This window comes from Bradyrhizobium sp. HKCCYLRH2060 (assembly GCF_051168135.1).
Taxonomy (GTDB): domain Bacteria; phylum Pseudomonadota; class Alphaproteobacteria; order Rhizobiales; family Xanthobacteraceae; genus Bradyrhizobium.
In genome coordinates, this window is record NZ_JBNPUK010000001.1 from 1 (window position 1) to 23,091 (window position 23,091).

The 23,091-nt window shown below is 65.6% G+C and carries 24 protein-coding genes, 1 pseudogene and 1 riboswitch; of the genes and pseudogenes, 7 read left to right on the plus strand and 18 right to left on the minus strand.

Annotated features, from left to right (window positions below):
- Positions 1-125: 125 nt before the first annotated feature.
- Entirely contained in the window at positions 126-1,664 is a 1,539-nt protein-coding gene (locus ACQR10_RS00005; RefSeq protein ID WP_316218745.1) for a benzoate-CoA ligase family protein, read from the minus strand.
- A 109-nt stretch (positions 1,665-1,773) separates the two neighbouring features.
- Between ACQR10_RS00005 and ACQR10_RS00010 the strand changes: the two genes are divergently transcribed.
- The 3 genes from ACQR10_RS00010 (at position 1,774) to ACQR10_RS00020 (ending at position 3,434) form a co-directional block, all read left to right on the plus strand.
- Complete coding sequence (locus ACQR10_RS00010) at positions 1,774-2,694, plus strand: helix-turn-helix transcriptional regulator (protein WP_316218744.1); 921 nt, start codon at positions 1,774-1,776, stop codon at positions 2,692-2,694.
- A 127-nt stretch (positions 2,695-2,821) separates the two neighbouring features.
- Positions 2,822-3,172, plus strand: coding sequence for a PilZ domain-containing protein (locus ACQR10_RS00015; RefSeq protein WP_315801608.1), 351 nt, complete (start codon positions 2,822-2,824; stop codon positions 3,170-3,172).
- 4 nt (positions 3,173-3,176) lie between these two features.
- A complete protein-coding gene (locus tag ACQR10_RS00020; RefSeq protein WP_316182020.1) occupies positions 3,177-3,434 on the plus strand; it encodes a hypothetical protein in 258 nt (85 codons plus the stop codon).
- A 2-nt stretch (positions 3,435-3,436) separates the two neighbouring features.
- Here the strand turns inward: ACQR10_RS00020 and ACQR10_RS00025 are convergent.
- From ACQR10_RS00025 to ACQR10_RS00045, 5 genes and pseudogenes are all read right to left on the minus strand, one after another.
- Positions 3,437-3,805, minus strand: a pseudogene (locus tag ACQR10_RS00025) (hypothetical protein); the annotation flags it as partial.
- A gap of 143 nt (positions 3,806-3,948) precedes the next feature.
- On the minus strand, positions 3,949-5,154 hold the full coding sequence (locus ACQR10_RS00030; protein WP_315801610.1) for an arginase family protein: 1,206 nt from the start codon (positions 5,152-5,154) through the stop codon (positions 3,949-3,951).
- Positions 5,155-5,194: 40 nt separating this feature from the next.
- The gene (locus ACQR10_RS00035; protein ID WP_315801611.1) at positions 5,195-5,968 is read right to left on the minus strand and encodes an ABC transporter ATP-binding protein; all 774 of its coding nucleotides are present in this window, start codon (positions 5,966-5,968) and stop codon (positions 5,195-5,197) included.
- A complete protein-coding gene (locus ACQR10_RS00040) occupies positions 5,968-6,789 on the minus strand; it encodes an ABC transporter permease (RefSeq protein ID WP_315801612.1) in 822 nt (273 codons plus the stop codon). Before ACQR10_RS00040 ends, ACQR10_RS00035 begins: the two co-directional genes overlap by 1 nt.
- Before the next feature lie 146 nt (positions 6,790-6,935).
- A complete protein-coding gene (locus ACQR10_RS00045; RefSeq protein ID WP_434847335.1) occupies positions 6,936-8,006 on the minus strand; it encodes a putative urea ABC transporter substrate-binding protein in 1,071 nt (356 codons plus the stop codon).
- A gap of 74 nt (positions 8,007-8,080) precedes the next feature.
- Positions 8,081-8,182: riboswitch (guanidine-I (ykkC/yxkD leader) on the minus strand.
- 218 nt (positions 8,183-8,400) lie between these two features.
- Between ACQR10_RS00045 and ACQR10_RS00050 the strand changes: the two genes are divergently transcribed.
- Positions 8,401-8,763 carry a hypothetical protein gene (locus tag ACQR10_RS00050; RefSeq protein WP_316182025.1) on the plus strand — a complete coding sequence of 121 codons (363 nt, stop codon included), beginning with the start codon at positions 8,401-8,403 and terminating at the stop codon, positions 8,761-8,763.
- A 33-nt stretch (positions 8,764-8,796) separates the two neighbouring features.
- Here ACQR10_RS00050 and ACQR10_RS00055 read toward each other — a convergent pair whose 3' ends face one another.
- The 9 genes from ACQR10_RS00055 to ACQR10_RS00095 all read right to left on the minus strand — a co-directional run bounded on the left by ACQR10_RS00055 (position 8,797) and on the right by ACQR10_RS00095 (position 16,893).
- The gene (locus ACQR10_RS00055) at positions 8,797-9,096 is read right to left on the minus strand and encodes a hypothetical protein (RefSeq protein WP_434838126.1); all 300 of its coding nucleotides are present in this window, start codon (positions 9,094-9,096) and stop codon (positions 8,797-8,799) included.
- Positions 9,097-9,134: 38 nt separating this feature from the next.
- The gene (locus tag ACQR10_RS00060) at positions 9,135-9,839 is read right to left on the minus strand and encodes an ABC transporter ATP-binding protein (RefSeq protein ID WP_315801771.1); all 705 of its coding nucleotides are present in this window, start codon (positions 9,837-9,839) and stop codon (positions 9,135-9,137) included.
- A gap of 16 nt (positions 9,840-9,855) precedes the next feature.
- Complete coding sequence (locus ACQR10_RS00065) at positions 9,856-10,626, minus strand: ABC transporter ATP-binding protein (RefSeq protein WP_434838128.1); 771 nt, start codon at positions 10,624-10,626, stop codon at positions 9,856-9,858.
- On the minus strand, positions 10,619-11,566 hold the full coding sequence (locus tag ACQR10_RS00070) for a branched-chain amino acid ABC transporter permease (RefSeq protein ID WP_434848373.1): 948 nt from the start codon (positions 11,564-11,566) through the stop codon (positions 10,619-10,621). The genes ACQR10_RS00065 and ACQR10_RS00070 overlap by 8 nt, the downstream gene beginning before the upstream one ends.
- Positions 11,563-12,480, minus strand: a complete 918-nt coding sequence (locus ACQR10_RS00075; RefSeq protein WP_315801618.1) for a branched-chain amino acid ABC transporter permease — start codon at positions 12,478-12,480, stop codon at positions 11,563-11,565. Before ACQR10_RS00075 ends, ACQR10_RS00070 begins: the two co-directional genes overlap by 4 nt.
- 145 nt (positions 12,481-12,625) lie before the next feature.
- Positions 12,626-13,795 carry an ABC transporter substrate-binding protein gene (locus ACQR10_RS00080; protein ID WP_315801619.1) on the minus strand — a complete coding sequence of 390 codons (1,170 nt, stop codon included), beginning with the start codon at positions 13,793-13,795 and terminating at the stop codon, positions 12,626-12,628.
- Between the two features lie 263 nt (positions 13,796-14,058).
- Complete coding sequence (locus ACQR10_RS00085) at positions 14,059-15,279, minus strand: ABC transporter substrate-binding protein (protein ID WP_434848374.1); 1,221 nt, start codon at positions 15,277-15,279, stop codon at positions 14,059-14,061.
- Positions 15,280-15,325: 46 nt separating this feature from the next.
- Entirely contained in the window at positions 15,326-15,649 is a 324-nt protein-coding gene (locus tag ACQR10_RS00090) for a 2Fe-2S iron-sulfur cluster-binding protein (RefSeq protein WP_315801621.1), read from the minus strand.
- An 8-nt stretch (positions 15,650-15,657) separates the two neighbouring features.
- Positions 15,658-16,893 carry a cytochrome P450 gene (locus ACQR10_RS00095; RefSeq protein ID WP_434848375.1) on the minus strand — a complete coding sequence of 412 codons (1,236 nt, stop codon included), beginning with the start codon at positions 16,891-16,893 and terminating at the stop codon, positions 15,658-15,660.
- A 77-nt stretch (positions 16,894-16,970) separates the two neighbouring features.
- Here ACQR10_RS00095 and ACQR10_RS00100 point away from each other — a divergent pair, with 77 nt between their 5' ends.
- The 3 genes from ACQR10_RS00100 to atzF all read left to right on the plus strand — a co-directional run bounded on the left by ACQR10_RS00100 (position 16,971) and on the right by atzF (position 20,398).
- The gene (locus ACQR10_RS00100) at positions 16,971-17,477 is read left to right on the plus strand and encodes a MarR family winged helix-turn-helix transcriptional regulator (protein ID WP_315801623.1); all 507 of its coding nucleotides are present in this window, start codon (positions 16,971-16,973) and stop codon (positions 17,475-17,477) included.
- A gap of 343 nt (positions 17,478-17,820) precedes the next feature.
- Complete coding sequence (locus ACQR10_RS00105) at positions 17,821-18,363, plus strand: DUF805 domain-containing protein (RefSeq protein WP_316218736.1); 543 nt, start codon at positions 17,821-17,823, stop codon at positions 18,361-18,363.
- Positions 18,364-18,610: 247 nt separating this feature from the next.
- Positions 18,611-20,398, plus strand: coding sequence for an allophanate hydrolase (atzF, locus tag ACQR10_RS00110; protein ID WP_434848376.1), 1,788 nt, complete (start codon positions 18,611-18,613; stop codon positions 20,396-20,398).
- A gap of 175 nt (positions 20,399-20,573) precedes the next feature.
- Here atzF and ACQR10_RS00115 read toward each other — a convergent pair whose 3' ends face one another.
- The 3 genes from ACQR10_RS00115 to ACQR10_RS00125 are packed head-to-tail and all read right to left on the minus strand — an operon-like array spanning position 20,574 to position 23,081.
- Entirely contained in the window at positions 20,574-21,305 is a 732-nt protein-coding gene (locus ACQR10_RS00115; RefSeq protein ID WP_315801626.1) for a GntR family transcriptional regulator, read from the minus strand.
- Between the two features lie 2 nt (positions 21,306-21,307).
- A complete protein-coding gene (gene hpxZ, locus ACQR10_RS00120; protein WP_316182039.1) occupies positions 21,308-21,700 on the minus strand; it encodes an oxalurate catabolism protein HpxZ in 393 nt (130 codons plus the stop codon).
- The gene (locus ACQR10_RS00125) at positions 21,681-23,081 is read right to left on the minus strand and encodes an AtzE family amidohydrolase (RefSeq protein ID WP_316237367.1); all 1,401 of its coding nucleotides are present in this window, start codon (positions 23,079-23,081) and stop codon (positions 21,681-21,683) included. The genes hpxZ and ACQR10_RS00125 overlap by 20 nt, the downstream gene beginning before the upstream one ends.
- Positions 23,082-23,091 lie beyond the last annotated feature (10 nt).

Genomic DNA, 23,091 nt, shown 5'->3' on the forward strand with positions numbered 1-23,091 from the left:
CAACTTGCCAAAAACCCACAACAGTTGAGCCTCGCAATATGCGGAAGCTGAACCGGACAGCCGTGGGTCAAGCCCGGCCATGACGACAACTAAAAGCAGGGCCTACTTACGGGCAGGAAGACCAACTATTGGTTCGCCCCCTCGCGCAGCTTGAAGCGCTGGATCTTGCCGGTTGCGGTTTTCGGCAAGGATTCCACCACCTCGATCCAGCGCGGATATTTCCACGGGCCGATCTTCTGCTTGACGTGCTCCTTCAGTGCCTCGTGCAGGGTCGAGCGATCGACGCTCGGGCGCAGCACGACATAGGCCTTCGGCTTCAGCAGGCCTTCCTGATCGGCTTCCGGCACCACGGCGGCTTCCAGCACGGAGGGATGCGTAATCAGGGCGCTCTCGACCTCGAACGGCGACACCCAGATGCCGGAGACCTTGAACATGTCGTCGGAGCGGCCGCAGAAGGTGTAGCGTCCATCGGCGTCGCGGACATATTTGTCGCCGGTGCGCGTCCAATAGCCCTCGAACGTCGAGCGGGTCTTGTGGCGCTGATTCCAATAGCCCTCGCCGGCGGACGGCGCATGCACCAGCATCTCGCCGACCTCGCCGTCCGGCACGCCCTCACCGGCCTCGTTGACAAGACGAACCTGATAGCCCGGCACGGGGCGGCCCGATGAGCCGTATTTGATGTCCCCGGGCACGTTGGACAGGAAGATGTGCAGCAGCTCGGTCGAGCCGACGCCATCGAGAATGTCGACGCCGAACCGCGCCTTCCAGGCATTGCCGACCGATTCCGGCAGCGCCTCGCCGGCCGAAGTGCAGATGCGCAGAGCGCTGCCGGCCTTCTCATGACGCAGCGATTCATCGTGCAGCATCGCGGCGAACAAGGTCGGCACGCCGTAGAAGATGGTCGGATTGTAGCGATTGAGCAGCTTGAACATCAGCGCCGGCGTCGGCCGCTCGGAGTTGAGGATCGTGGTCGCGCCGACCGACAGCGGGAAGGTCAGCGCATTGCCGAGGCCGTAGGCGAAGAACAGCTTTGCGGCTGACAGACAGACATCGCTCTCGCGGATGCCGAGCACCTGGCTGGCATAGGTCTCCGCCGTCGCGGCGAGATTGCCGTGCAGATGGCGCACGCCCTTGGGCATGCCGGTCGAGCCCGACGAATATAGCCAGAACGCCGGCTCGTCCTCGTGGGTGGCGACCGTGTCGAACTGATCGCTCTCGCGCGCGAGCTCCTCGGTGAGCAGCTTGTGGCCGAAGGCATTGGCGCCGGAGACCACGACGCAATCGAGATCGGGCATCCGGCCGACAATGTCCTTCACCACCGGATACAGCGCCTCGGACACGAACAGCACGCGGGCGCGGCAGTCGGCCAGCACATAGGCGTATTGCTCCGAGGTCAGCAGCGTGTTGAGCGGCACCGGGACGATGCCCGCGCGCATGGCGCCAAGAAACACCGCGGGGAAATCCACCGTATCGAGCATGATCATCGCCACGCGCTCCTCGCGGCGGACGCCAAGGCGACGCAGCATGTTGGCGACGCGGCAGGTCTGCTGCTGCAAACCGCGATAGGTCAGCTCGGAGACCGTGTCCGTGTAGGCGAGCTTGTCGCCGCGCCCCGCCTCGACATTGCGGTCAAGCAACCACGATACCGCATTGTACGACTTCACGGCATTCTCCCCGGATTTTTGAATTATAATTCATACAAGGCCACCAACATCGCTTGCTGTCAATCCTCCCCGGCATTATGTTTCCTGCTCAAAAGAGTACCTCAGGGATATGACGCCACACAGCGATGCCCCGCGCGACGACGGCCAGTCCGCGGCCGAGACGGATTTCCTTGACCAGCTGGGCCAGCGGGTGCGGCGGATGCGCGGCCTCGCCGGCATGTCTCGCAAGGTGCTGGCCGAGGTCTCCGGGATTTCCGAGCGCTACATCGCCCAGCTCGAGAGCGGCAAGGGCAATGTCTCGATCGTGCTGCTGCGCCGCATCGCCAACGCGATCAACGCGCCGCTCGACGACATCATCCCCGGCGGCGAGCCATCGCCGGACTGGCCAGTCATTCGCGATCTCCTGAAGAAGGCGAGCCCGAGCCAGATCGCCGAGGTCAAGGAGCTGCTTGCCGGCGGCGCATCGGCGCCGCTGCGGCGTTCGTTCTCGGGCATTGCGCTGATCGGCCTGCGCGGTGCCGGCAAGTCGACGCTCGGCAAGATGCTGGCGGAGCGGATCGGCTGGAGCTTCGTCGAGCTGAACAAGGAGATCGAGCGGCAGAACGGGCTTTCGGTTGCCGAGATCATCGCGCTCTACGGCCAGGAAGGCTTTCGCCGCATGGAGCAGGCCGCCCTGGTGCAGCTGCTGGCGCGCAAGGAGCCGATGGTGCTGGCGACCGGCGGCGGCATCGTCTCCGAACCGGTGACCTTCGACCTGATCCTGACCTCGTTCTACACGATCTGGCTGAAGGCCGAGCCGGAGGAGCACATGGGGCGCGTGCGCAAGCAGGGCGACCTCCGCCCGATGGCCGACGACCGCTCGGCGATGGCCGAGCTGCGCAACATCCTCGCCAGCCGCGAGCCGCTGTACGCAAGGGCCAACGCCGTCGTGGATACAGCGGGCCTGTCGGTCGACGCGGCCGCCGCGCGGCTGGGGGAAGCTGTGAAGCCGGTCATCGCCAAAGAGGCCAGGATGTTTGCGCGAGGGTGAACGCGCGCAACGTCAATGCCGGCACATCCCGGCATGCGTTAACCACCGCCGTCATTTTCATACCGCCGATGGTGGCCACACACCCTCCGATTGCTTAATAGATCGTTAAGTGACTGGAGGACGTGTCATGGACAACCGTCGCAACGAGGCCCGCCAACGCGTCTACTATGGCGGCGTTCTGACATTCAACGCCGGCTGCTCGACGCTCGCCTGCGTCGTGCGCAACTTCAACAACCGCGGCATCAAGATCGAGTTGGAAGGGAGCGTGCTGCTGCCCGACCGCGTCGACGTCACGATCGAACGGCGCGGATGGTCGCGGCCGGCCCGCATGGTGTGGCGCGACGGTGCCGGCGCCGGCCTCGCCTTCGACAAGGAGAGCGAGGTCGTCTCGCTGGAATGGGCTCGGACGCTGCGCGACCGCGAACGCACCAACAAGCGGCTCAAATCCCGCCTCGAACAGATTCTGTCGGGGTACTGAGCTGATGTCCGAGGTCTCGCGAGACCGAGACGACCTGCTGCTTGCAGCTCCCGATGCGCCGCAGAGCCCCGCTCGCGCTGCCGAGCGCCGGCCGCGGCTGGCATGGCTGCGGCGCGTCGCCCTCCTGCTCGCCGCTCAATATGTCATCGTGCTGCTGATCGGCGTCGCAGCGGCGTCCACCGTGCGATCCTACGTGCTGCCGGAGGTCGTCGACCGCTTCGAGGCCCTCGCAGCGGCGCTCAAGCGAACGCCGCTGCGGTAAGCTCATTCCATTTCCCGCAGCTCCGCGTAGGTGAGCGGCTTGAGGCTGGCGCCATCGAAATAGACGAAGCGCAACCGGCGGCGGCGGGAGACGAAGTTCGACGGCAGCGGATCGTAGCGGAAGGTGCCGCCGCCGAGATGCGGCGTCAGGCTGCCGACATCGGTCAGCGCGTCGATCTCGACGCGCAGCAGCTTGAGGCTCGTGCCGTCGCGCAGGATCTCGAACGGAACCCGCGCCAGCCGCAGGAAGCTGGTCGGATCCGGCGCGGCGATGAAGCCGTCGACAAAGGCAGCCTCGACCTTGTCGAGATCCGGTTCGGCCGCCGCGGCGGGCTTGGCGCCGTCCGGTTGATGCGGCGTCTGCCACTGTACCGGCGAGCGGCCGCCGTGGGGATGGTTGTGACCGGGACCGTGCGGGGGGTGATCGTGGTCATGGTGGTGATCATGATCATGCGCATGGCCATGATCGTGATGATGATGGCCATGATGGTGGTGATGATGACGCATCGCGAGCCTCAGAAGCTGACCGGCTTGTTGATGATGGACTTGTGGCTGCCGAGCTTGCCGTGGGCGACCATCGAGCCGAGCGCCTCGACGACGACGCGCACGCCGATCAGCGCGGTGATGTCCGAGGTGTCGTAGGGTGGCGAGACCTCGACCACTTCGAGCCCGCACAGGCCCTCGGCGGCGACGAGGCCGAGCAGCTTCAGCGCCTCGCGCGGCAGGAAGCCGCCGGGCTCCGGCCAGCCGGTGCCCGGCACGAAGCCGCAATCGATGGAATCGACGTCGAACGAGATGTAGACCGCGTCGGCATCCTTCCAGGCCAATTCCAGCGCGATCTCGGCGGTCTTCTCCAGGCCGATCTTCTCGATGTCGGCGATGGTCAGCACGTTGGTGTTGCGCTTGCGCGCGACCTCGACGCCCTCGCGCGGCACCTGCCAGCCGCCGATGCCGAGCTGCACCAGATTGGTCGGCGACACGTTCGGCAGGTTGGTCGCCCAGTACCAGGGCGTGGTGTGCATGCGCTCGTCGAGATCCTTCTCCTGGATGTCGATGTGGCGGTCGAAATGGATGATGCCGATGCGCTTGTCGGTGCACTGCGCGATGCCGCGAACGCAGGGGAAGCCGATCGAATGGTCGCCGCCGAGCATGATCGGCAGCGCCCCGGACGAGAACACATGCGCGACGCCGCGGCTGATCTGGTCAAAACTCTTTTCAAGGTTGGCGGGGATGGTGAAGACGTCGCCGGCATCGCACAGGGTCATCTGCTCGCGCAGGTCGACGCCGAGCTCGTAGTTGTAGGGCGTGTACAGCGCGGAGATGCGGCGGATGCCCTGCGGCCCGAAGCGGGTGCCGGGCCGATAGGTGGTGCCGGAATCGAAGGGGATGCCGATCACCGCGGCGTCGTATTTGCCGACGTCGCGGACGTTCTCGACATACGGCGCTTTCATGAAGGTGTTGATCCCGGCGAAATGCGGCAGCTCGCCGCGCGCAAAGGTCGGGATCTCGCGATCCGTCAGCGTGTCGGCGCCGGGCAAACCCATGTCGAGCGCCCATTGCTTCTCCCTGCGCCAGCCGTTGCTCGGCAGCCTGCCCTCGGCCTCCAGCGCCTGCCAGCCTTGCGTCGCCATCTTGTCGAAGTCCGGATGGTGACGCCGCATGAGCCGGCGCTGCGCGTGCAATCCGGCGCGGTGCGACCGGCGCATGAGTGGGAATGACATGGAGACTCTCCTTCGTTTCTTTCGACGTTTCTTGAACTGACTATTGCGCCGCCTGCAGGCTGGCGCGGATGAATCCGAGCACCGGCACGGCGCTGTCGCGGGTGAGATCGAGGTCGTAGGTGATGCGCGCGCCGAAGCGCTCGGGCGCCTGCGGATCCTTGCGCGGGCGGTCGAGCGCGATCAGCCGGGTGGCGAGGCCGAACGCCTCCTTGATATCGTGGGTGACCATCACGATGGTCATGTTGTGCTCGCGCCACAACGGCTTGATCAGCCCATGCATCTGCGCACGGGTGCCGGGATCGAGCGCGCCAAAGGGCTCGTCGAGCAGCAGCACGCGCGGCTGCTTCGCCAGTGCCTGCGCGATCGCCAGCCGCTGCTGCATGCCGCCGGACAGCGCGCTCGGATATTTGTCGCGATGCTCGGCCAGGCCGACGGCCTCGATCAGCGCGCGGCTCTTCTCCATCGCCTCCTTGCGCGCCGACCCGAACAGCCGCGCCGTGAACGGGCTGCCGGCAAGCTCATAGCCGAGCAGCACGTTGCCGAGCACGGTCAGATGCGGGAACACCGAGTAGCGCTGGAACACGATGCCGCGGTCCGGCCCCGGCTCGGCCGGAAACGGCTGTCCATCGAGCAGCACCGCGCCCTGGGTCGGCCTCTCCTGGCCGAGGATCAGGCGCAGGAAGGTGCTCTTGCCTGCACCTGAAGGGCCGACGATCGACAGGAAGGTGCCGGAGGCGATTTCGAGATTGATGCGCTCGAGCACGACCTGGTTGCCATATTCGACCCAGACGTTGCGGAAGGACAGCGTGCTCATCAGCGGCTCCCTCGCGCATAGGCCCAGGGAAAGGCGCGCCGTCCGAACCAGACCAGCGCATAGTCGAAGATGTAGGCGAGCAGCGTGATCCAGACGACGTAAGGCAGGATCACGTCCATCGACAGATAGCGCCGGACCAGGAAGATGCGGTAGCCGAGCCCGACATCGGAGGCGATCGCCTCGGCCGAGATCAGAAACAGAAAGGCCGGACCGATCATCAGCCGCAGTCCCTGGATCAGCCGCGGCATGATCTGCGGCAGCACGACGCGGATCGCGACCTGCCAGGTCGAGGCGCCCAGGGTCTGCGCCTTGATCAGCTGCTCGCGCGGCATGTTCTGCACCTCGAGCGAGAGGTCGCGCACCAGGGTCGGCGTAACGCCGATGATGATCAGCACCACCTTGGACAGCTCGCCGAGGCCGAACACGATGAACAGAACCGGCAGCACCGCCATCGGCGGGATCATCGACAGTACCGCAATCAGCGTGCCGAAGCCGGCGCCGGCGATCGGAAGCAAGCCGATGGCGAGTCCGAGCACGAGGCCGATGACGGCGGCAATGCCGAGCCCGAGCGCGAGCCGCTGCAGGCTCGCGGCCGTGTCCGACCACAGCACGTAGTCGCCGGAGCGACGATCCGGCTCGGTCGCGAGCCGCTTCGAGGTCGCGACCATCTCGGAGACCGGCGGCAGCAGCTTGTCGTCCGGATTGTCCGCACGCCGCTGTGCCGACCCCACCACGTAGATCAGCGCGATCAGCAGGAACGGCAGCAGCGCCAGCAACAGCCGGCTGCCCCGGTTCGGGACGACGTTCATCGCACGCGTCATGGATGGCTCCCTAACTCCTCATGGTGAGGAGGCGCGCAGCGCCGTCTCGAACCATGAGGCCCACCTCGGCCTCACCCTTCGAGACGCTTGCTGACGCAAGCTCCTCAGGGTGAGGGGTGACACGAGTTGCGCAGCGGACAGACGGCTCAGAGCTTCCCGTCGGCGGCCATCTTCATGAAGGTCGGATCGAAGCGCAGCTTGACATTGCCGGCCGCGCCCAGCGTCTTCGTTGGCGTGGAGATGCCGACCGCGTCCTTCGACTTCACGTTCTCGCCAAGCAGGTTGTGATCGAAGCAGAAGGTGCGCACGAGATCCATGATCTTCGGCAATTCCGCTCCGGTCACGAAGGCGAGCGCGTCCTTCGGCTCATAATACATGAACGTGGTCTTGAGCTGGGTCTCGAAACCGGCGAGATCGGTGCCCGACAGCTTGGCCATCGCCTCGCGCGCGGCCTTACCCTTCTCGCTCTGGTCCTTCATCAGCGCGATGGTCTCGTACCAGATGCCGACCAGCGCCTTGCCTAGCTCGGGATTGTCCTTGAGCGTCGCACTGTTGACGACCATGAGATCCTCGATCTCGCCGGGGATCTTGCTGGAGTCGAACACCAGCGTCGCGCCAGGCTCGGCCTTCACCTCCAGCAGCTGCGGATTCCAGGTGACCACGGCCGTCGTGTCCGGCGACTTCGCGGCGGCGACGATGTCGGCGTCCGAGGTGTTGACCGTCTTGATGTTCTTCTCGGACAGCTTCGCGGTCTCGAGACCGCGCGCCAGCAGATAATGCGACACCGAGAGCTCGACGAGGTTGACCTTCTGGCCCTTGATGTCGGCCATGGTCTTGCCCTTCTTGAGCACGACGCCGTCATTGCCGTTGGAGTAGTCGCCCATGATGATGGCCGACGTGTCGACGCCGCCGGCAGCGGGGATGGTCAGCGCATCCATGTTGGTGACGGTGACGCCGTCGAACTTGCCGGCGGTATACTGGTTGATCGATTCGACGTAGTCGTTGATCTGCGTGACCTTGATCGTGATGCCGTATTTGTCGGCCCACTTCTTGACGATCCCGGACTCGGCCGCATAGGGCCACGGCATCCAGCCGACATAGATCGTCCAGGCGATGTTGAATTCCTTCTTCTTCTCGGCTGACGCTGGTGACAGCGACGCGGTCGCCAGCGTCGATGCCGCGAGCAGGGCAACAAACAGATTTCGCGCTTTGAACATGTCCAGTCCCTCATCGGTTTTCTGACCGCGGACTGGCATGAAGAACCTCGTGCCTGCCAAGCGCGGCCACTGAGGTCTCCCGGGTTTTTATCCCGCCGTGCACCAGGGCTCTCCCCTGGCGGCTGCTCTCGGACCAGCGTTCTCGACCGAGAACCGGAACCCTAGCTGCCAACTCTGAGCAACTGGAAGAGCAATCCGCGTGCCACGGAAAATGCTTGCGATTCAACGGAACAAATCACAGCATATGCTCAAAAAGACGGCATCACGAATTCATCTTAGGCGATGAGGATCGTCGGCGCTCGGCGGCCATTCATCAGTGGCATGAACCGGTGGCCGAGCGCGAACGACCTCATCAGGTCGGCACGTCCGGTGCTGTGTTGGGAGTCTCGTTGTCATGATCAAGTTGTCAGGGATCGCAATGGCAAGCATGCTGGTCGTGAGTCTTGCGTCCGGAGCGGCCATGGCGCAGAGCGCACCGGCAGCGGATGCGCCGGCCCAGCCTGCTCCCGCCGCAACTCCCTCTCCGACGCCAAGTCCCTCCCCTGCCGCGGCGGCACCTGCTCCGGCGCCGGCAGCCACGACCGAAAAGCCGGCCGAGACAAAGCCGGCCGCCGATGCGGCCGCCACGAAAAAGAAGAAGCGTACCAAGACCACCCGGCAGGAAGTCGAAGACTCCCTGCGCAGCGGCAAGGTGCCCTCGCGCTATCGCAGCCGGGTGCCGAAGGAATACCAGAAGTACATCCCGTTCGACCGCTGAGCGCGGAGGCGGCGATGCGCAGATCGGCGGCGCCTAGGTTGGCGGCGTCATCTTGACGATGATTCCGACGATCAGCATGAAGGCGAGACAAAGCGCCGTCTCGAGGTCGGAATGAGCAGACCAGAAGCTGCGCAGACTGGCCGCGGCCTTTTTCGGTGCTTCGATTCGGAGATGAGGCGCACGCATTTGCTCAACCTTTGGTAAAGGGTGAAACAAAGTACTACCCTGAAGAATAATCCCGTCCACGCCGCGCCTCAATGCGAAAAATCGGCGCATGCCAGCACGACTATGAAATCTACGCCCCTCGCGCGACGCGATCTTGATTTGAGTCAATCCGCTTCCACGTCGTCATAGCCGGCAGCGCTCCGCCCTCAGATACCGAGATAACGGTGCTGCAGCTCCGGCTCGGCCATCAGTTGGTCCGATGTGCCGTGCCACACCGTGCGGCCACGCTCGATGATATAGTGGCGGTCGCAGATGCGGGTCAGATGCTCGACATTCTTGTCGATCACCAGGATCGACTGCCCGCGCGATTTCAGCAGCGACAGGCAGTTCCAGATCTCCTCGCGGATCAACGGCGCCAGCCCCTCGGTCGCCTCGTCGAGAATGAGGAGTTTTGGGTTGGTCATCAGCGCCCGGCCGATCGCCAGCATCTGCTGCTCGCCGCCGGAGAGCTGGTTGCCCATGTTGCTGCCGCGTTCGGCGAGCCGCGGAAACAGCGCGTGGATCTTGTCGAGCGTCCAAGGATCGGACGCGCCGAGCCGGTTGGCCGAAGCCGCTACGAGATTCTCGGTGACGGTCAGATTCGGAAAGATCTGCCGTCCCTCCGGCACCAGGCCGATGCCGAGCTGGGCGATCCTGTAGGACGGCAGCTTTCGCGTCTCCTGGCCGCTGAAGCGGATCAGGCCGGCGCGCGCCTGGGTCAGGCCCATGATCGATCGGATCGTGGTGGTCTTGCCCATGCCGTTGCGGCCCATCAGCGAGACCATCTCGCCGGGACGGATCGCCAGCGACAGGCCGAACAAGACCTGACTCAGGCCGTAACAGGTCTCGATGCCGTCGACCTCGAGCAGCATGGCGCTTGTCCCCAGATCAACCATGGCCGACCACCACATGCTGATCGCCGAGATAGGCGCGCTTGACCTCCTCGTTCTGCCGGATCTCGTCCGGCTTGCCCGAGGCGATGATGCGGCCATAGACCAGCACCGAGATGCGGTCGGCGAGCGCGAACACCGCCTCCATGTCGTGCTCGACCAGCACGATCGAGACCTCGTCGCGCAGCTCATTGAGCAGCTTCACCATGCGCTGCGACTCGGTCACCCCCAAGCCGGCCATCGGCTCATCGAGCAGCAGGAGCTGCGGCTTGGTCGCGAGCGCGACCGCGAGCTCCAGCTCGCGCTGCTCGCCATGGCTGAGCTTCGAGACCAGCACGTCGGCGCGATGGCCGAGACCGACGCGCTCCAGCGCGGCGTGCGCGGCGGCGCGCAGCGGCTTGTCCTTGCGCGCGGCTGCGAAGAAACGGAACGAGTGCTTGCCGTCATGGGCTTGCGCCGCCAGCGCGACATTGTCGGCCGCGGTGAAGTCGGTCAGCAGCGAGGTGATCTGGAACGAACGCGCCAGCCCCAGTGCGCTGCGCTTATAGGCGGGGAAATGCGAGATGTCGCGGCCACCTAAGAAAATGCGCCCCGCATGCGGCGCCAGGTGGCCGGTGAGCTGGCTGATCAGCGTGGTCTTGCCGGCGCCGTTCGGCCCGATGATGGCGTGGATCTCGCCCTTGGCAACGTCCAGGCAGACGTGATCGGTGGCGACGATGCCGCCGAACCGGCGCACGAGATTGTCGACGCGAAGCAGCGGCTCAGCCACGGTTCAACCTCCCGAGCATGCCCATGATGCCGCCGCGGCCGAACAGCACGATCAGGAGCAGCAGCGGCCCCATGATCAGCGCCCAATATTCGGTGATCTGCGACAGCACCTCCTCCAGCACCAGGAACACCACCGCGCCGACGACCGGCCCCATCAGGGTGCCCATGCCGCCGAGGATGACCATCACCATGAGATCGCCGGAGCGGGTCCAGTACATCACGGCAGGGCTGACGAAATCGGTATTGTTGGCAAGCAGCGCACCGGACAGGCCGCACAGCATGCCGGCGATGACGAAGCACGCCAGCTTGTACCGCTTCGACGGAAAGCCGATCGCCTGCATGCGCTGCTCGTTGGAGCGCAGGCCCTGCAGCACGAGGCCGAAGCGCGAATTGACGATGCGCCAGATCAGCACCACGACGGCAAGCAGGCAGAACAGGCAGAGATAATAGAACTGCACGCGGTTGCCGAGGTTGATCAGGCCACCGAAATCGCTGCGCTTGTAGACGGTGAGCCCATCATCCCCGCCGTAACGGGCGAGGCCGGACGCGACGTAGTAGGCCATCTGCGCAAAAGCCAGCGTGATCATGATGAAATAGACGCCGCGGGTGCGCAGGGAAAGCGCACCGATCACCAGCGCATAGAGCGCCGACACCGCGATCGCCACCGCGAACTGCGCCCAGCCGGAGCCGATGCCTTCCTGCGCCAGGATGCCGACGGCGTAGCCGCCGATGCCGAGATAGGCGGCATGGCCGAAGCTCATCATGCCGCCATAGCCCATGATGAGGTTGAGGCTGACGGCCGCCAGCGCCAGGATCACGATGCGGGTGAACAGCGTGAGGATGAAAATGTTGCCGGAGAGGTTGGAATAGACCGGCAGCAGCACCAGGCCGGCCACGACGAGTGCGGCCACGAGGCTTGAGACGTTGAGCTGTGATTTCATCTGCGGTTGGCCGGAAACAGACCTTCAGGCCGCGCCACCAGCACGATCGCCATCAGGAGATAGATCAGCATCGACGACATCGCCGGCGCCGCCGTGGACGCCGCCGCCGAGTTCAGCACCTGGCGCAACAGGTTTGGCAGGAAGGCGCGGCCCATCGTGTCGATCAGGCCGATCATGATCGCGGCGATGAAGGCGCCGCGGATCGAGCCGATGCCGCCGATCACGATCACGACGAAGGCAAGGATCAGGATGTTCTCGCCCATGCCGATCTGCACGGTCAGGATCGGCGCCTGCATCAGCCCGGCGAGGCCCGCGAGCGCGGCGCCGAGGCCGAACACCAGCGTATAGAGCAGCTTGATGTTGATGCCGAGCGCACCGATCATCTCGCGGTTGGAGGCGCCGGCGCGGATCAGCATGCCGATCCGCGTCCGCATCACCCCGAGATAGAGCAGCAGCGCCACCAGGAGCGCCACGACGATGATGGCGAGCCGATAGGCGGGATATTGGATGCCGGGCAGGATCGTGACCGGGAAGGCGAGCCAGGACGGCAGCGGCAGCGCCAGTCCCGCCGGGCCCCAGATCAGCCGGACGGCCTCGTTGAAGAAGAGGATCAGGCCGAACGTCGCGAGCACATGGTCAAGGTGATCACGCCCATAGAGATGGCGCAGTGCCGTGAATTCGAGCACGATGCCGAGCAGAAGCGTGGCTCCGAGCGCCATGACCGCACCGAGCACGAAGCTGCCAGTCCAGGCCACGAACGTCGCTGCGAAATAGGCGCCCATCATGTAGAGCGAGCCGTGGGCGAGGTTCACGAAGTCCATGATGCCGAACACCAGCGTCAGGCCGGCGGCCAGCAGGAACAGCAGCAGTCCGAACTGCAGCCCATTCAGGAATTGTTCGACGACGAGAAGCATGCCCCTCACTTCACGCTTAAAAAGACGGCGGCAGAACCCGTTCCAGGCGCTGCCGCCATGTCCGTCCCGATCTTAGGCCGGAGATGTTTTAAGCTTCAAGCAAATTCCAGGCCTGTTTCGGCCGCTGGCTCGGAATTCTTTTCGCTCACTTCATCGGGCACTTGTCGTGGAAGCGGTCCTGGTCGTTCTCGACGATGGTGGCGACCGTCTTCAACGAGAGCTGGCCGTCGGTGTCCTTGACCACGTCCTGCAGGTAGAAGTTCTGGATCGGGATGTGGTTGTTGCCGAATTTGAAGGAGCCGCGCAGCGACTTGAAGTTGGCCTTCTCCATCTCGGCCTTCATCGCGTCCTTCTTGGACGTGTCGCCCTTGACCGCAACCACGGCGCTGTTGATCAGCTGGGCCGCGTCATAGGCCTGGGCGCCGTAATAGGTCGGACGCAGGCCGGTGTATTTCTTGCGGTAGTCGGCGACGAACTTCTTGTTCTGCTCGTTCGGCAGGTCGTTGACCCATTCCTGGGCGCCGGGCACGCCGATCGCATTGTCCTTCTGCAGCGGCAGCGACAATTCGTCGACGGTGAAGGCGGTGTAGAGCGGCATCTTCTCCTTGAGCCCGGCCTGCGCGTATTGATTGAGGAACTGCACGCCGGCCGCACCTGGATAGAACACGAAGATCGACTCGGCGCCGGAGGCGCGCGCCTTGGAGAGCTCGGCGGAGAAGTCGAGCTGGCTCGGCCACACCGTATATTCCTCGCCGACGACCTGGCCCTTGAAGGTGCTCTTCACGCCGGCCAGCATGTCCTTGCCGGCGGCATAGTTCGGGCCGATCAGGAATACCGACTTGACGCCCTTCTGGTTCATGTAGAGGCCCATCGCGGCGGGGGTCTGGTCGTTCTGCCAGGAGGTCGAGAACACGTAAGGCGAGCACAATTCGCCGGCGAGCTGCGACGGGCCGGCATTGGCCGAGATCAGGAAGGTCTGGGAATCCACCGCGGTCTTCAGCGAGGCCAAGAGCACGTTCGACCAGATGTAGCCGACGATGAAGTCCACCTTGTCGGACTGCACCAGCTTCTCGGTCTTCTGCTTGCCGACGTCAGGCTTCTGCTGGTCGTCCTCGTAGATCACCTCGACCGGCTTGCCGTCGATCTTGCGGCCGAGATGGTCGAGCGCGAGCTCGAACGAGTTGCGCATGTCGTTGCCGATCACGGCGGTCGGACCGCTGAACGTCGAGACGAAGCCGATCTTGATGGTGTCGCCGGCAAAGGCCGTGCTCGAAAACAGCAGTGCCGCGGCGCTCGCCAGCCAGAAGCTCTTCATGGTCTTCCCTCCCCTCAAACAAATTCGTTCTTATCGTTGTTTCGTCGCCGCTACGCAGCAGCACGACCAGCGGCGGCGTTTCGCCGCAGCATCCGTCGCGCGGTGCTCATCCTGCGCGCGATCGGCCCATGCACCATAATTCCCGGAAACGGGCAAAGGCAAGAACTATAGTGCTTGTTAAGGATACTGCAGCACAGCAGAAGCCGGCCGCGTCAGCATGACACGGCCGGCTGGGATGCTCGTCATGGCACCCGCAAAGAGCGTCACTTCACCAGCGCGCAACCACCTTCAGCGATCGGACGAAACGCCTGCTCGGCCGGGATCGTCGAGACCAGACGATAGTAGTCGTACGGATATTTCGACTCCTCCGGCTTCTTCACCTCGAACAGATACATCGGATGCACCACGCGGCCGTCGGCGCGGATCATGGTGTCGCCAAACAGCTTGTCCTTGCCCTTCACCGTCTTCATCTGCGGAACGACGTCCTTGGCATCGTCGCTGCCGGTGGCCGCAACCGCATTGAGGTAGGCAAGCGTCGAGGCATAGACGCCGGCCTGGTTGCCGCTCGGCATCTTGCCGTTCATGCCGGGGCGCGCCGCGAAGCGCTTGGCGAAGGCGCGGGTGTCGTCGTCCATGTCCCAGTAGAACGCTTCGAGCAGTTGCAGGCCCTGCGCCGCCTTCAAGCCCATGCCGTGGATGTCGTTGATGAAGAGCAGGAACGCGACCAGCGACTGACCGCCCTGCTGGATGCCGAACTCGGACGCCTGCTTGACCGCGTTGATGGTGTCGCCGCCAGCGTTCGCCAACCCGATGACTTTCGCCTTGGAGCCCTGCGCTTGCAGCAGGAACGAGGCGAAGTCCGTCGTACCGAGCGGATGCTTCGCCGAGCCCAGCACCTTGCCGCCGTGCTTCTCGATGTAGTTGGTGGCCTCCGCCTCGATGCCCTGGCCGAGCGCGTAGTTGACCGTGATGAAATACCAGTCCTTGCCGCCACGGCCCATCATCGCGGCCGCCGTGGTGTTGCCGGTCGCCCAGGCGTCGTTGACCCACTGGATGGTGTTGGGCGAGCACGCCTTGCCGGTGAGATCGGAGCTTGCGGTCGACGAGGCCAGGAAAGTCATGCGGCTGTTGCGCAGCAGCTCGTTGACCGTGAGGCCGACGGCCGAGTTGGGCACGTCGACGACGGCATCGACCTTGTCGACATCGAGCCATTTCCGCGTGATCGCCGAGCCGACATCGGCCTTGTTCTGGTGATCGGCATAGACGATCTCGACCTTGATGCCTTTGCCGCCGCCGTTGAAATCCTCCGCCGCCATGCGCGCGGCCTCGACCGAGCCCATGCCGTTGGTGTCCTGGAAGATGCCGGAGATGTCGTTGAGCACGCCCACGCGCACGACGTTGTCTGAGATCTCGCCGGCGGATGCTCCGGCAAAGACGCCCAATGATGCGGCCAGCGCGAGCGCACAGGTCCTGATCTGCTTCATGTGTTCCTTCCCCATGTGTTGCTTGTTTTGATTGTTGTCGAAGCCGTCAGCTCTGCTTGTCCGGGATACGCACGACCAGACCGGCCAGCGCCGGCTGCACCTTGATCTGGCAGGACAGGCGGCTGTTCGGCAGCCGCTCCGCCGCCGTGCCATCGAGCAGCGCATCCTCGTCGTCGGAGACCGGATCGAGCCTCGCTGTCCAGGCGTCGTCGACATAGACGTGGCAGGTGGCGCAGACGGCATTGCCGCCGCATTCGGCGACGATGCCATCGATGCCGTGGGTCAGCGCCGCGAGCATGACGCTGGCGCCGTCCTCGGCCTCCACGCTTTCGCTGCGGTTGTCGGGATGAAGGAAAGTGATCGTCGTCATGGCAAGACTCAGGCTGGAGTGCAGGCTGGAGTGAACGTCACCGGCAGGCTCTCCAGCCCGCGCAGCGTGTTGTTGTAGCGGCGCCTCGGCTGGCCGCTCATCGTGATGCTCCCGACCTTGCGCGCAAGCGCCGTCAGCACCGCCTCGCCTTCGAGGCGCGCAACCAACTGACCGACGCACATGTGGATGCCCGAGCCGAAGCCCACGTGACCTGAGACTTTTCGAGTGACGTCGTAGCTGTCCGGCTGCTCCCAGCGGCGGGGATCACGATTGGCGGCACCTAAGAACATCAGCACCTTCTCGCCTTCGGGAATGACGACACCGCCAAGCTCGACGTCCCGCGTGGTGGTGCGGAAGAAGGTCTGCACCGGGCTTTCGAAGCGCACGGCCTCCTCGAACGCGTTGCGCGCCAGCGACGGATCGGCGCGCAGCCGCGCCCATTGGTCTGGAAAGCGGGCAAGACAATAGACCGCGGCGCCGATGCCATAGACCGTGGTGTCGAGGCCGGCCGACAGCAGCGAGCGCACGAGCAATGGCGCCTCGGCCGGCGTGATCTCACCGGTGTCACTGAAGGCATGGATGCAGGCGCCGAAGCCGCCGGGCGTGAGATTGTCGCGCTGGCACTGCTCCGTGACATAGGCCTGGTGCGGCGCCGAGCGCTCGATCGCCTGCTGTCGCAGCTCATTCGGCGGACCGAAGGCGTTGAACACCAGGCTCGCATAGGGAATGAGATGCTCGCGCCCCTCCGGCTTCAGCCCAAGCGCATCGGGGAACACCGACAGCGGATAGCCCTCCGCGAGATCCGGAATCGCGTCGAACGAGCTCCGGCCTACGAGCTCGTCGATCTTGGCCTCGGCCGCCGCCATGAAGCCGTCGCGCAGCCGCTTCATGACGGCCGGCGACAGCACCTTGCTCAGCACGGCGCGGGTGCGCGTATGCGCAGGCGGATCCGCCTCGAGGATCAGGCTCGGCGGCCGCCACGGCTTTTCCTTGGCGAAGTCGCTCAATCCCACGCCGCGGCTGGAGCAGAATGTCTGGGGATCGTTGAGGACGGCATAGACCTCGGCATAGCGGGCGACGCCGTAGACGTTCCACGCGTCCAGATGGACGACGGGGCCGGCCTCGCGCATCTCCTGATGCGCCGGATAGGGATCGTCGAAGAATTCATATGAGAACGGATCGATGGCGAGGTGCGGGATGGCCGGCGCCACGCCGGCAGCGGGGGAAAGACCTGTTGGGTTCATGCGGAGCTCCCGAAGTTTGGCCTTGTCATGCGGCTTTTCGTATCCGTATGAGTGGCGATGCATGGACGCTGGGGATCATGAGCGAGAAATCCGGGACGCCGCGCAAAGCGCCGCCGCGCGAGCCTGAGGGGCACGGCCTCACGCTCGATCTCGACCGCTATGTGCCGGCCTTCATCACCTTCATCGCCAACAAGCTGTCGAACAGCGCCACCGCGTTCTATCAGGGCAATTTCGGCGTCAACGTCACCGAATGGCGGATCATGTCGCTGCTGGCGATCGAGCCGGGCATCCCGGCCTCGCGCATCTGCAGCGTGATCGGCTTCGACAAGGGGCCGGTCAGCCGCACCCTGGCGCTGATGAAGGGCCGCGGCCTGATCGCGATCCGCAACGATCCGGCGGATGGCCGTAGCCATTCGATTTCGTTGACGGCCAAGGGCCGCGCGACGCACGACAAGGTCATCGTCGCCGCGCTGGAACGCGAGCGGCGTCTGCTCGCTTGTCTCGACAAGGATGAGCGGGAAGTCCTGATCACCCTGCTGCGCCGGATCCACGACAATCTCGACGCCGTCACGGGCGCGAGCTGAGCCACGTCGGCGGCCACCACCGAGCGGCCGCCCTGTCCGCTGCGGCAATCTGTTGGCGCGCGCGCAAGCGGCCGCGCCTGCGTCGAGCAGGCTGCGCATCACGTTCCCGTCCCTTCTTCAAGACGCGGATCATTCCGCGCCTCATTGCTGATCGGGTCGATCGTTCCACAGATTAGTTGCTTTAGCAACGATATATTTTCGGCCGCGGGATGTCGCAGCGCGAAAGCGCCGTCGCACGCGATCGATGCAATTCTAATTATCGGCGAAGGCGGGCGGCAATTTCAGCCTGATATGCCATGTCGGCCGCGCCCTCGATTGCGGCTCGGCCTGCGGGGAGTAGCGGATGTTGGGGTTCATTTTCGGTTTCAATGCGCGTCTCGGCCGTCTGCAATATTTTCTCGCCTCGCTCGGTCTTGCGCTGGTTTCGGTGGTCCTGATCGTGGTTGTGGCCGTCGGCCTTGCCGCGCTCGCCCCGCAGACGTCGGCGCTGACGGTGAGCTTGCCGATCATGGTGCTGATTGGCCTTTGCCTGGTCGCGAACCTGATGCTGCAGGCGATGCGCTTCCGCGACATCGGCTGGGACCCGGTCTGCGTGATCCCGGCCTGGATTGCCGTCATGGTGCTGGACTACGTGATCGCCGGCCGGTTTCCCGAATACGCGGCGACATCATCGCACCACGGCACGTGGGTTGGCGCGCTGGTCAATCTCGGCCTGAGCGTGGCGCTGCTGTTCTTCCCCAGTGGGGCTGACGACGCACCGTCGTCGGGAGCCACCGTGAGCCGCCCGCCGTCTGCATCGCTCCGGACAGCCCGTGGCACGGGCTCGGCCACCGAGGCACGGCTCGCGCGCATCACCGGCGGGGAGGCCGAGCGGCGCGGGTACTAGGTGGCGCCGGCGCCCAACCTGCCCATCAATTAGGCAAATCGCCTTCGGCAACCGTGTCCGATCGCCCAACGGCTTGTCGGACGGCATACCAACTTACTGACTTTCAAGATTTTTCCCTTGTCGGGCCCGCATCCCAGCCGTGTACACAATGGCACATGGCTTGCTACGTTCGCAGCAGGATTGGCGAAGCGGAGCGCAATAGAATGGCAGGCCAGAGTTGGGGCTCGGACGAGACGCGGAGCGCCGCGTGACCGAGACCATTGCCGAGATCGTCGCCGCCCATCGCGCCGGCCTGACAAAGCCAAGCGACACGATCGCGCGCTGTTACGCCCGGATTCGCGCGCACAACGACCCCGCCATCTTCATCAGCCTGCGCGGCGAGAAGGACGCGCTCGCGGAGGCCGAAGCCCTCGCCGACAAGGACAGATCGCTGCCGCTCTACGGCGTGCCCGTCGCAGTGAAGGACAACATCGACGTGGCGGGGCTGCCGACCACCGCCGCCTGCCCGGCCTTCGCGTACACGCCATCTCGCGATTCCACCGCGGTGGGGCGGCTGCGCGCGGCCGGCGCGATCATCGTCGGCAAGACCAATCTCGACCAGTTCGCCACCGGCCTCGTCGGCGTGCGCTCGCCCTATGGCATTCCGAAGAACCCTGTGCGCGCCGACCTCGTGCCGGGCGGATCGAGCTCCGGCTCTGCCGTGGCCGTCTCGGCCGGTCTCGTGCCGCTGTCGCTCGGGACGGATACGGCCGGCTCGGGCCGCGTGCCGGCGATGCTCAACAACATCGTCGGGCTGAAGCCGAGTCTGGGCATGATCTCGACCACGGGCCTGGTGCCGGCGTGCCGCACGCTCGACTGCATCTCGGTGTTCTCGCTCACGGTCGACGACGCGGTCGCGGCGCTGTCGGTGATGGCAGCGCCCGATCCGCTCGATCCGTTTTCGCGCGACCGCCCCGTGGCCGCTGTGACGGCCTTTCCGAAGGGCGTGAAGCTCGGCATTCCCCGTTCGGGCCAGTTGATCTTCTTCGGCGACAAGGCCGCCGAAGCAGCCTATGCCGCCGCGGCCGCACGCTTCGCCAAGCTCGGCGCCGAGCTCGTCGAATTCGACCTCGAGCCGTTCTATGAGACCGCGCGGCTGCTCTACGAAGGCCCGTGGGTTGCCGAGCGCTATCTCGTGATCCGCGATCTCCTCGCCTCCGATCCCGACGCGATCCATCCGGTGACGCGCGAGATCACCATCGGCGGCGCGCGCGGTAGCGCGGCCGACACGTTTGCCGCGCTGTATCGTCTGCAGGGGCTGCGGAAGGTGGCGGAGCGCACGTTCGCAGACGTCGACGCGCTGGTGCTGCCGACGGCACCGACCGCCTACACCACCGCGGACGTGCTCGCCAACCCGATCGAGCTCAACAGCCGGCTCGGCACCTACACCAATTTCGTCAACCTGCTCGATCTTTGCGGGCTCGCCGTGCCTGCCGCCATGCGCAGCGACGGCATTCCGTTCGGCATCACGCTGCTCGCGCCGGCCGCGCGCGATGCGGCGCTCGCCAGCCTCGGGCGCGCCTTTCATGCCGACACGGCGCTGCCGGTCGGCGCCAAGTCGATCCCGCTGCCGCCGCTCGCGCCTGTGTCACCGTCACTGCATGGCGACGAGATCGCCATCGTCGTCGTCGGCGCGCATCTCTCGGGCATGGCATTGAACCACGAACTGACCAGCCTCGGCGGGCGTCTGCTCGAGGCGACGACCACCGCGCCGGACTACAAGCTCTATGCGCTGTCGACCACGCCGCCCAAGCCCGGCATGCTGCGCATCGACGATGGCAAGGGCAGCGCCATGGCGGTCGAGATCTGGGCGCTGTCGGCCGCCGGCTTCGGCCAATTCGTCAACCTGATCCCGCCGCCACTGTCGATCGGCACCATCCGGCTGGCGGATGGCCGCACCGCCAAAGGATTCCTCGTCGAGCCCGCCGCGCTCGACGGTGCGCGCGACATCTCCGAGTTCGGCGGCTGGCGCGCGTATATGGCGCAGAAGGACTGACGGCTCCACGCGCAAAATCGTAGGGTGGGCAAAGGCGCGTTCACACGCTCTCGCCGAGCGAGATAGCAGCGGCGCCGTGCCCACCATGCCGCTGGTGATCAGCTCGCCGTGGGACGGTGGGCACGCTGCCGCCGAACGGCGGCTGCTTTGCCCACCCTACCGCTCGAATGAAAACCTACACCGACACCGCGTAGATCTCGTACTCGCCGCGCACCAGCTCGATATGGGCGCGCATCGCGTTCGCCGCGCCGGCCTTGTCGCCGCGCAGGATGGCGACGACAACGCGGTCGTGCTCGGCATGCGACTTGGCAAGGCGGCCGAGATTGCGGAACTGAGCGCGGCGAAACGGCTGCACCCGCACCCGCGTCGCCAGGGTGATCTCGGCGATGTAGGCATTGTGCGCGCCGGCATAGATCGCGTTGTGGAAGCGCTCGTTCACCTCGTGGAAGCGCTCGGGATTGCCGGCGTGGCTGAGATTGCGCAGCTCCTCGTGGATGGCTTCCAGCCGCTGCCGCTCGACTGGCGTCATGCGCTGCGCCGCGAGACCGGCGCACAGGCCCTCGAGCTCGGCCATCGCCTCGAACATGCCGGTGAGGCGGTCGGCCGAGGGCCGCGCCACGACGGCGCCGCGATGCGCACGCGCCTCGATCAGCCCCGACGTCGCCAATTGACGCAGCGCCTCGCGCACCGGCGTGCGCGAGACGTTGAAGCGCTTGGCGATCTCGGTCTCGTCCAGCGGCGCCCCCGGCGCCAGCGCGCCGCGCACGATATCGTCGGCGAGTTGCAGGCGCAGCTCCTCCGCGCGCGTGATCTTCGCGACCGCGGGCGGCGCGCGGTCGATGCGCTTGATCTCGGACTCGCGGGCGGGCCGCTGGCGCGTTCGCGGCGGTAGATCGTCCAGGCTCATCTTCAGCCGCCCTTTGCTTCGTCGATGATGCTGACATGGGCGGCGACGATCTTCCAGCCTTCCGGAAACCGGACCCAGGTCTGCATCTGGCGTCCGACCTTGCCGGGCGCGGTGTCACGATAGAACAGCGTCGAGGCGACCGCGGCGTCACGGCCGTAGGTGGTGATCACGGTGCGCGCGGTCCGCCGCATCAGTCCAGCCGGCGAGCGCGCGGCGCGAAACGCCGCGATCTCGCTGTAGCCGTAGAGGTTCTCGCCGATGCCGTAGCGCAGCGTGCGGGAGTCCTGCTTGAACAGCTCGTCGAGCACGGCGACGTCGTTGCGGACCAGCGCCTGTTCGTAGCGCTGGAACTGCGCGCTGACTTCCGCGACGACGTCAGGCAGATCGACTTCCATTCTCCAGAACTCCTCTCGGGGCCGGCGCAGCGGCGACGCCAAGCTGTTGCAAGGCGTGGGCCACACGCAATGCGACATGTTCGCACCAGGGCGCCGCGATGATCTGCACGCCGATGGGCATCGGCTCGAGCGGAATCGGAACGGCGACGACGGGGAGCCCGATGAACGAGATCGGCTGCGTGTGAATGCCGATATTGGCGCGCACCGGCAGCTCGACGCCGTCGAGCACGAAGGTCGCCTGCCCGAGCCTGGGCGCAACGCAGGGCGTTGCGGGCGCGATCAGCACGTCGACAGACTTGAAGAGTTCGAGCACCTTGCCGCGATACCAGCGGCGGAATTTCTGCGCGCGGTCCACCATCGGCGCCGGAATCATCGCACCCGCAATCAGGCGGTCGCGCACCGCCGGATCGAAATCACCCGCGCGCGTGCGCAGCCGGTCGAGATGCAGCGAGGCGCCCTCGGTGGTGCTGATGACATAAGCCGCGGCGCGGGCGCGCGCCGCTTCGGGCACCTCGACCACCTCGGTGACCTCTAGCGCAGCCGCGACACGAGCGACCGCTTCGGCGGCTTCAGGAAACAGATTCGTCTGGAAGTGCCCTCCGGCAAGGGCGATGCGCAGACTGCCGATGCCTTGCGAGAGCTGGCCGGAGACCGGCTCCGGCGCACGCGCGGTGCACGCGGCGTCGTCCGCATCTGGCCCCTGCATCACGTCATAGGCGAGCGCGAGATCCTCGACCGAGCGTGCGAACGGACCGAGATGATCCAGGCTCATGACGAACGGAAACGAGCGCGCCCGCGACAGCCGGCCGTAGGTCGGCTTGAGGCCGAAGATGCCGCAGAACGACGACGGCACGCGGATCGAGCCGTTGGTATCGGAGCCGAGCGCAATCGGCACCAGGCCGCCGCCGACAGCGCTGCCCGAGCCGCCGGACGAACCGCCGCTCATCCGCGTCGGATCGTGCGGATTGCGCGACGGACCGTCATGGACGTTCTCGCCGGTGAAGTCGTAGGCGTATTCGCCCATGTTGAGCGCACCGACCAGGACGGCGCCGGCGGCTTCCATGCGCGCGATCAGCGTCGCATCGCGTGTCGCCGGGGTGCGATCGCGGTTGATCCTGGAGCCGGCGCGGGTCGGCAGCCCCTCGACATCGAACAGGTTCTTCACCGCGAACGGCACGCCGGCGAGCGGACCAACCGGCTTCCCGGCCGCAATGTCGGCATCCACGGCGCGGGCCTTCGCGAGCGCCCGCTCGGCGGTGACGTCGGTAAACGAATTGAGCACACCATCGCGGGCCATGATCCGCGCCAGCGCGGCGTCGGTCGCCTCGACGGCGGTGAGCTTGCCGGCGGCGACCGCGGCGGCGACGGCGCTCGCGGTCATCTCGGGAGAA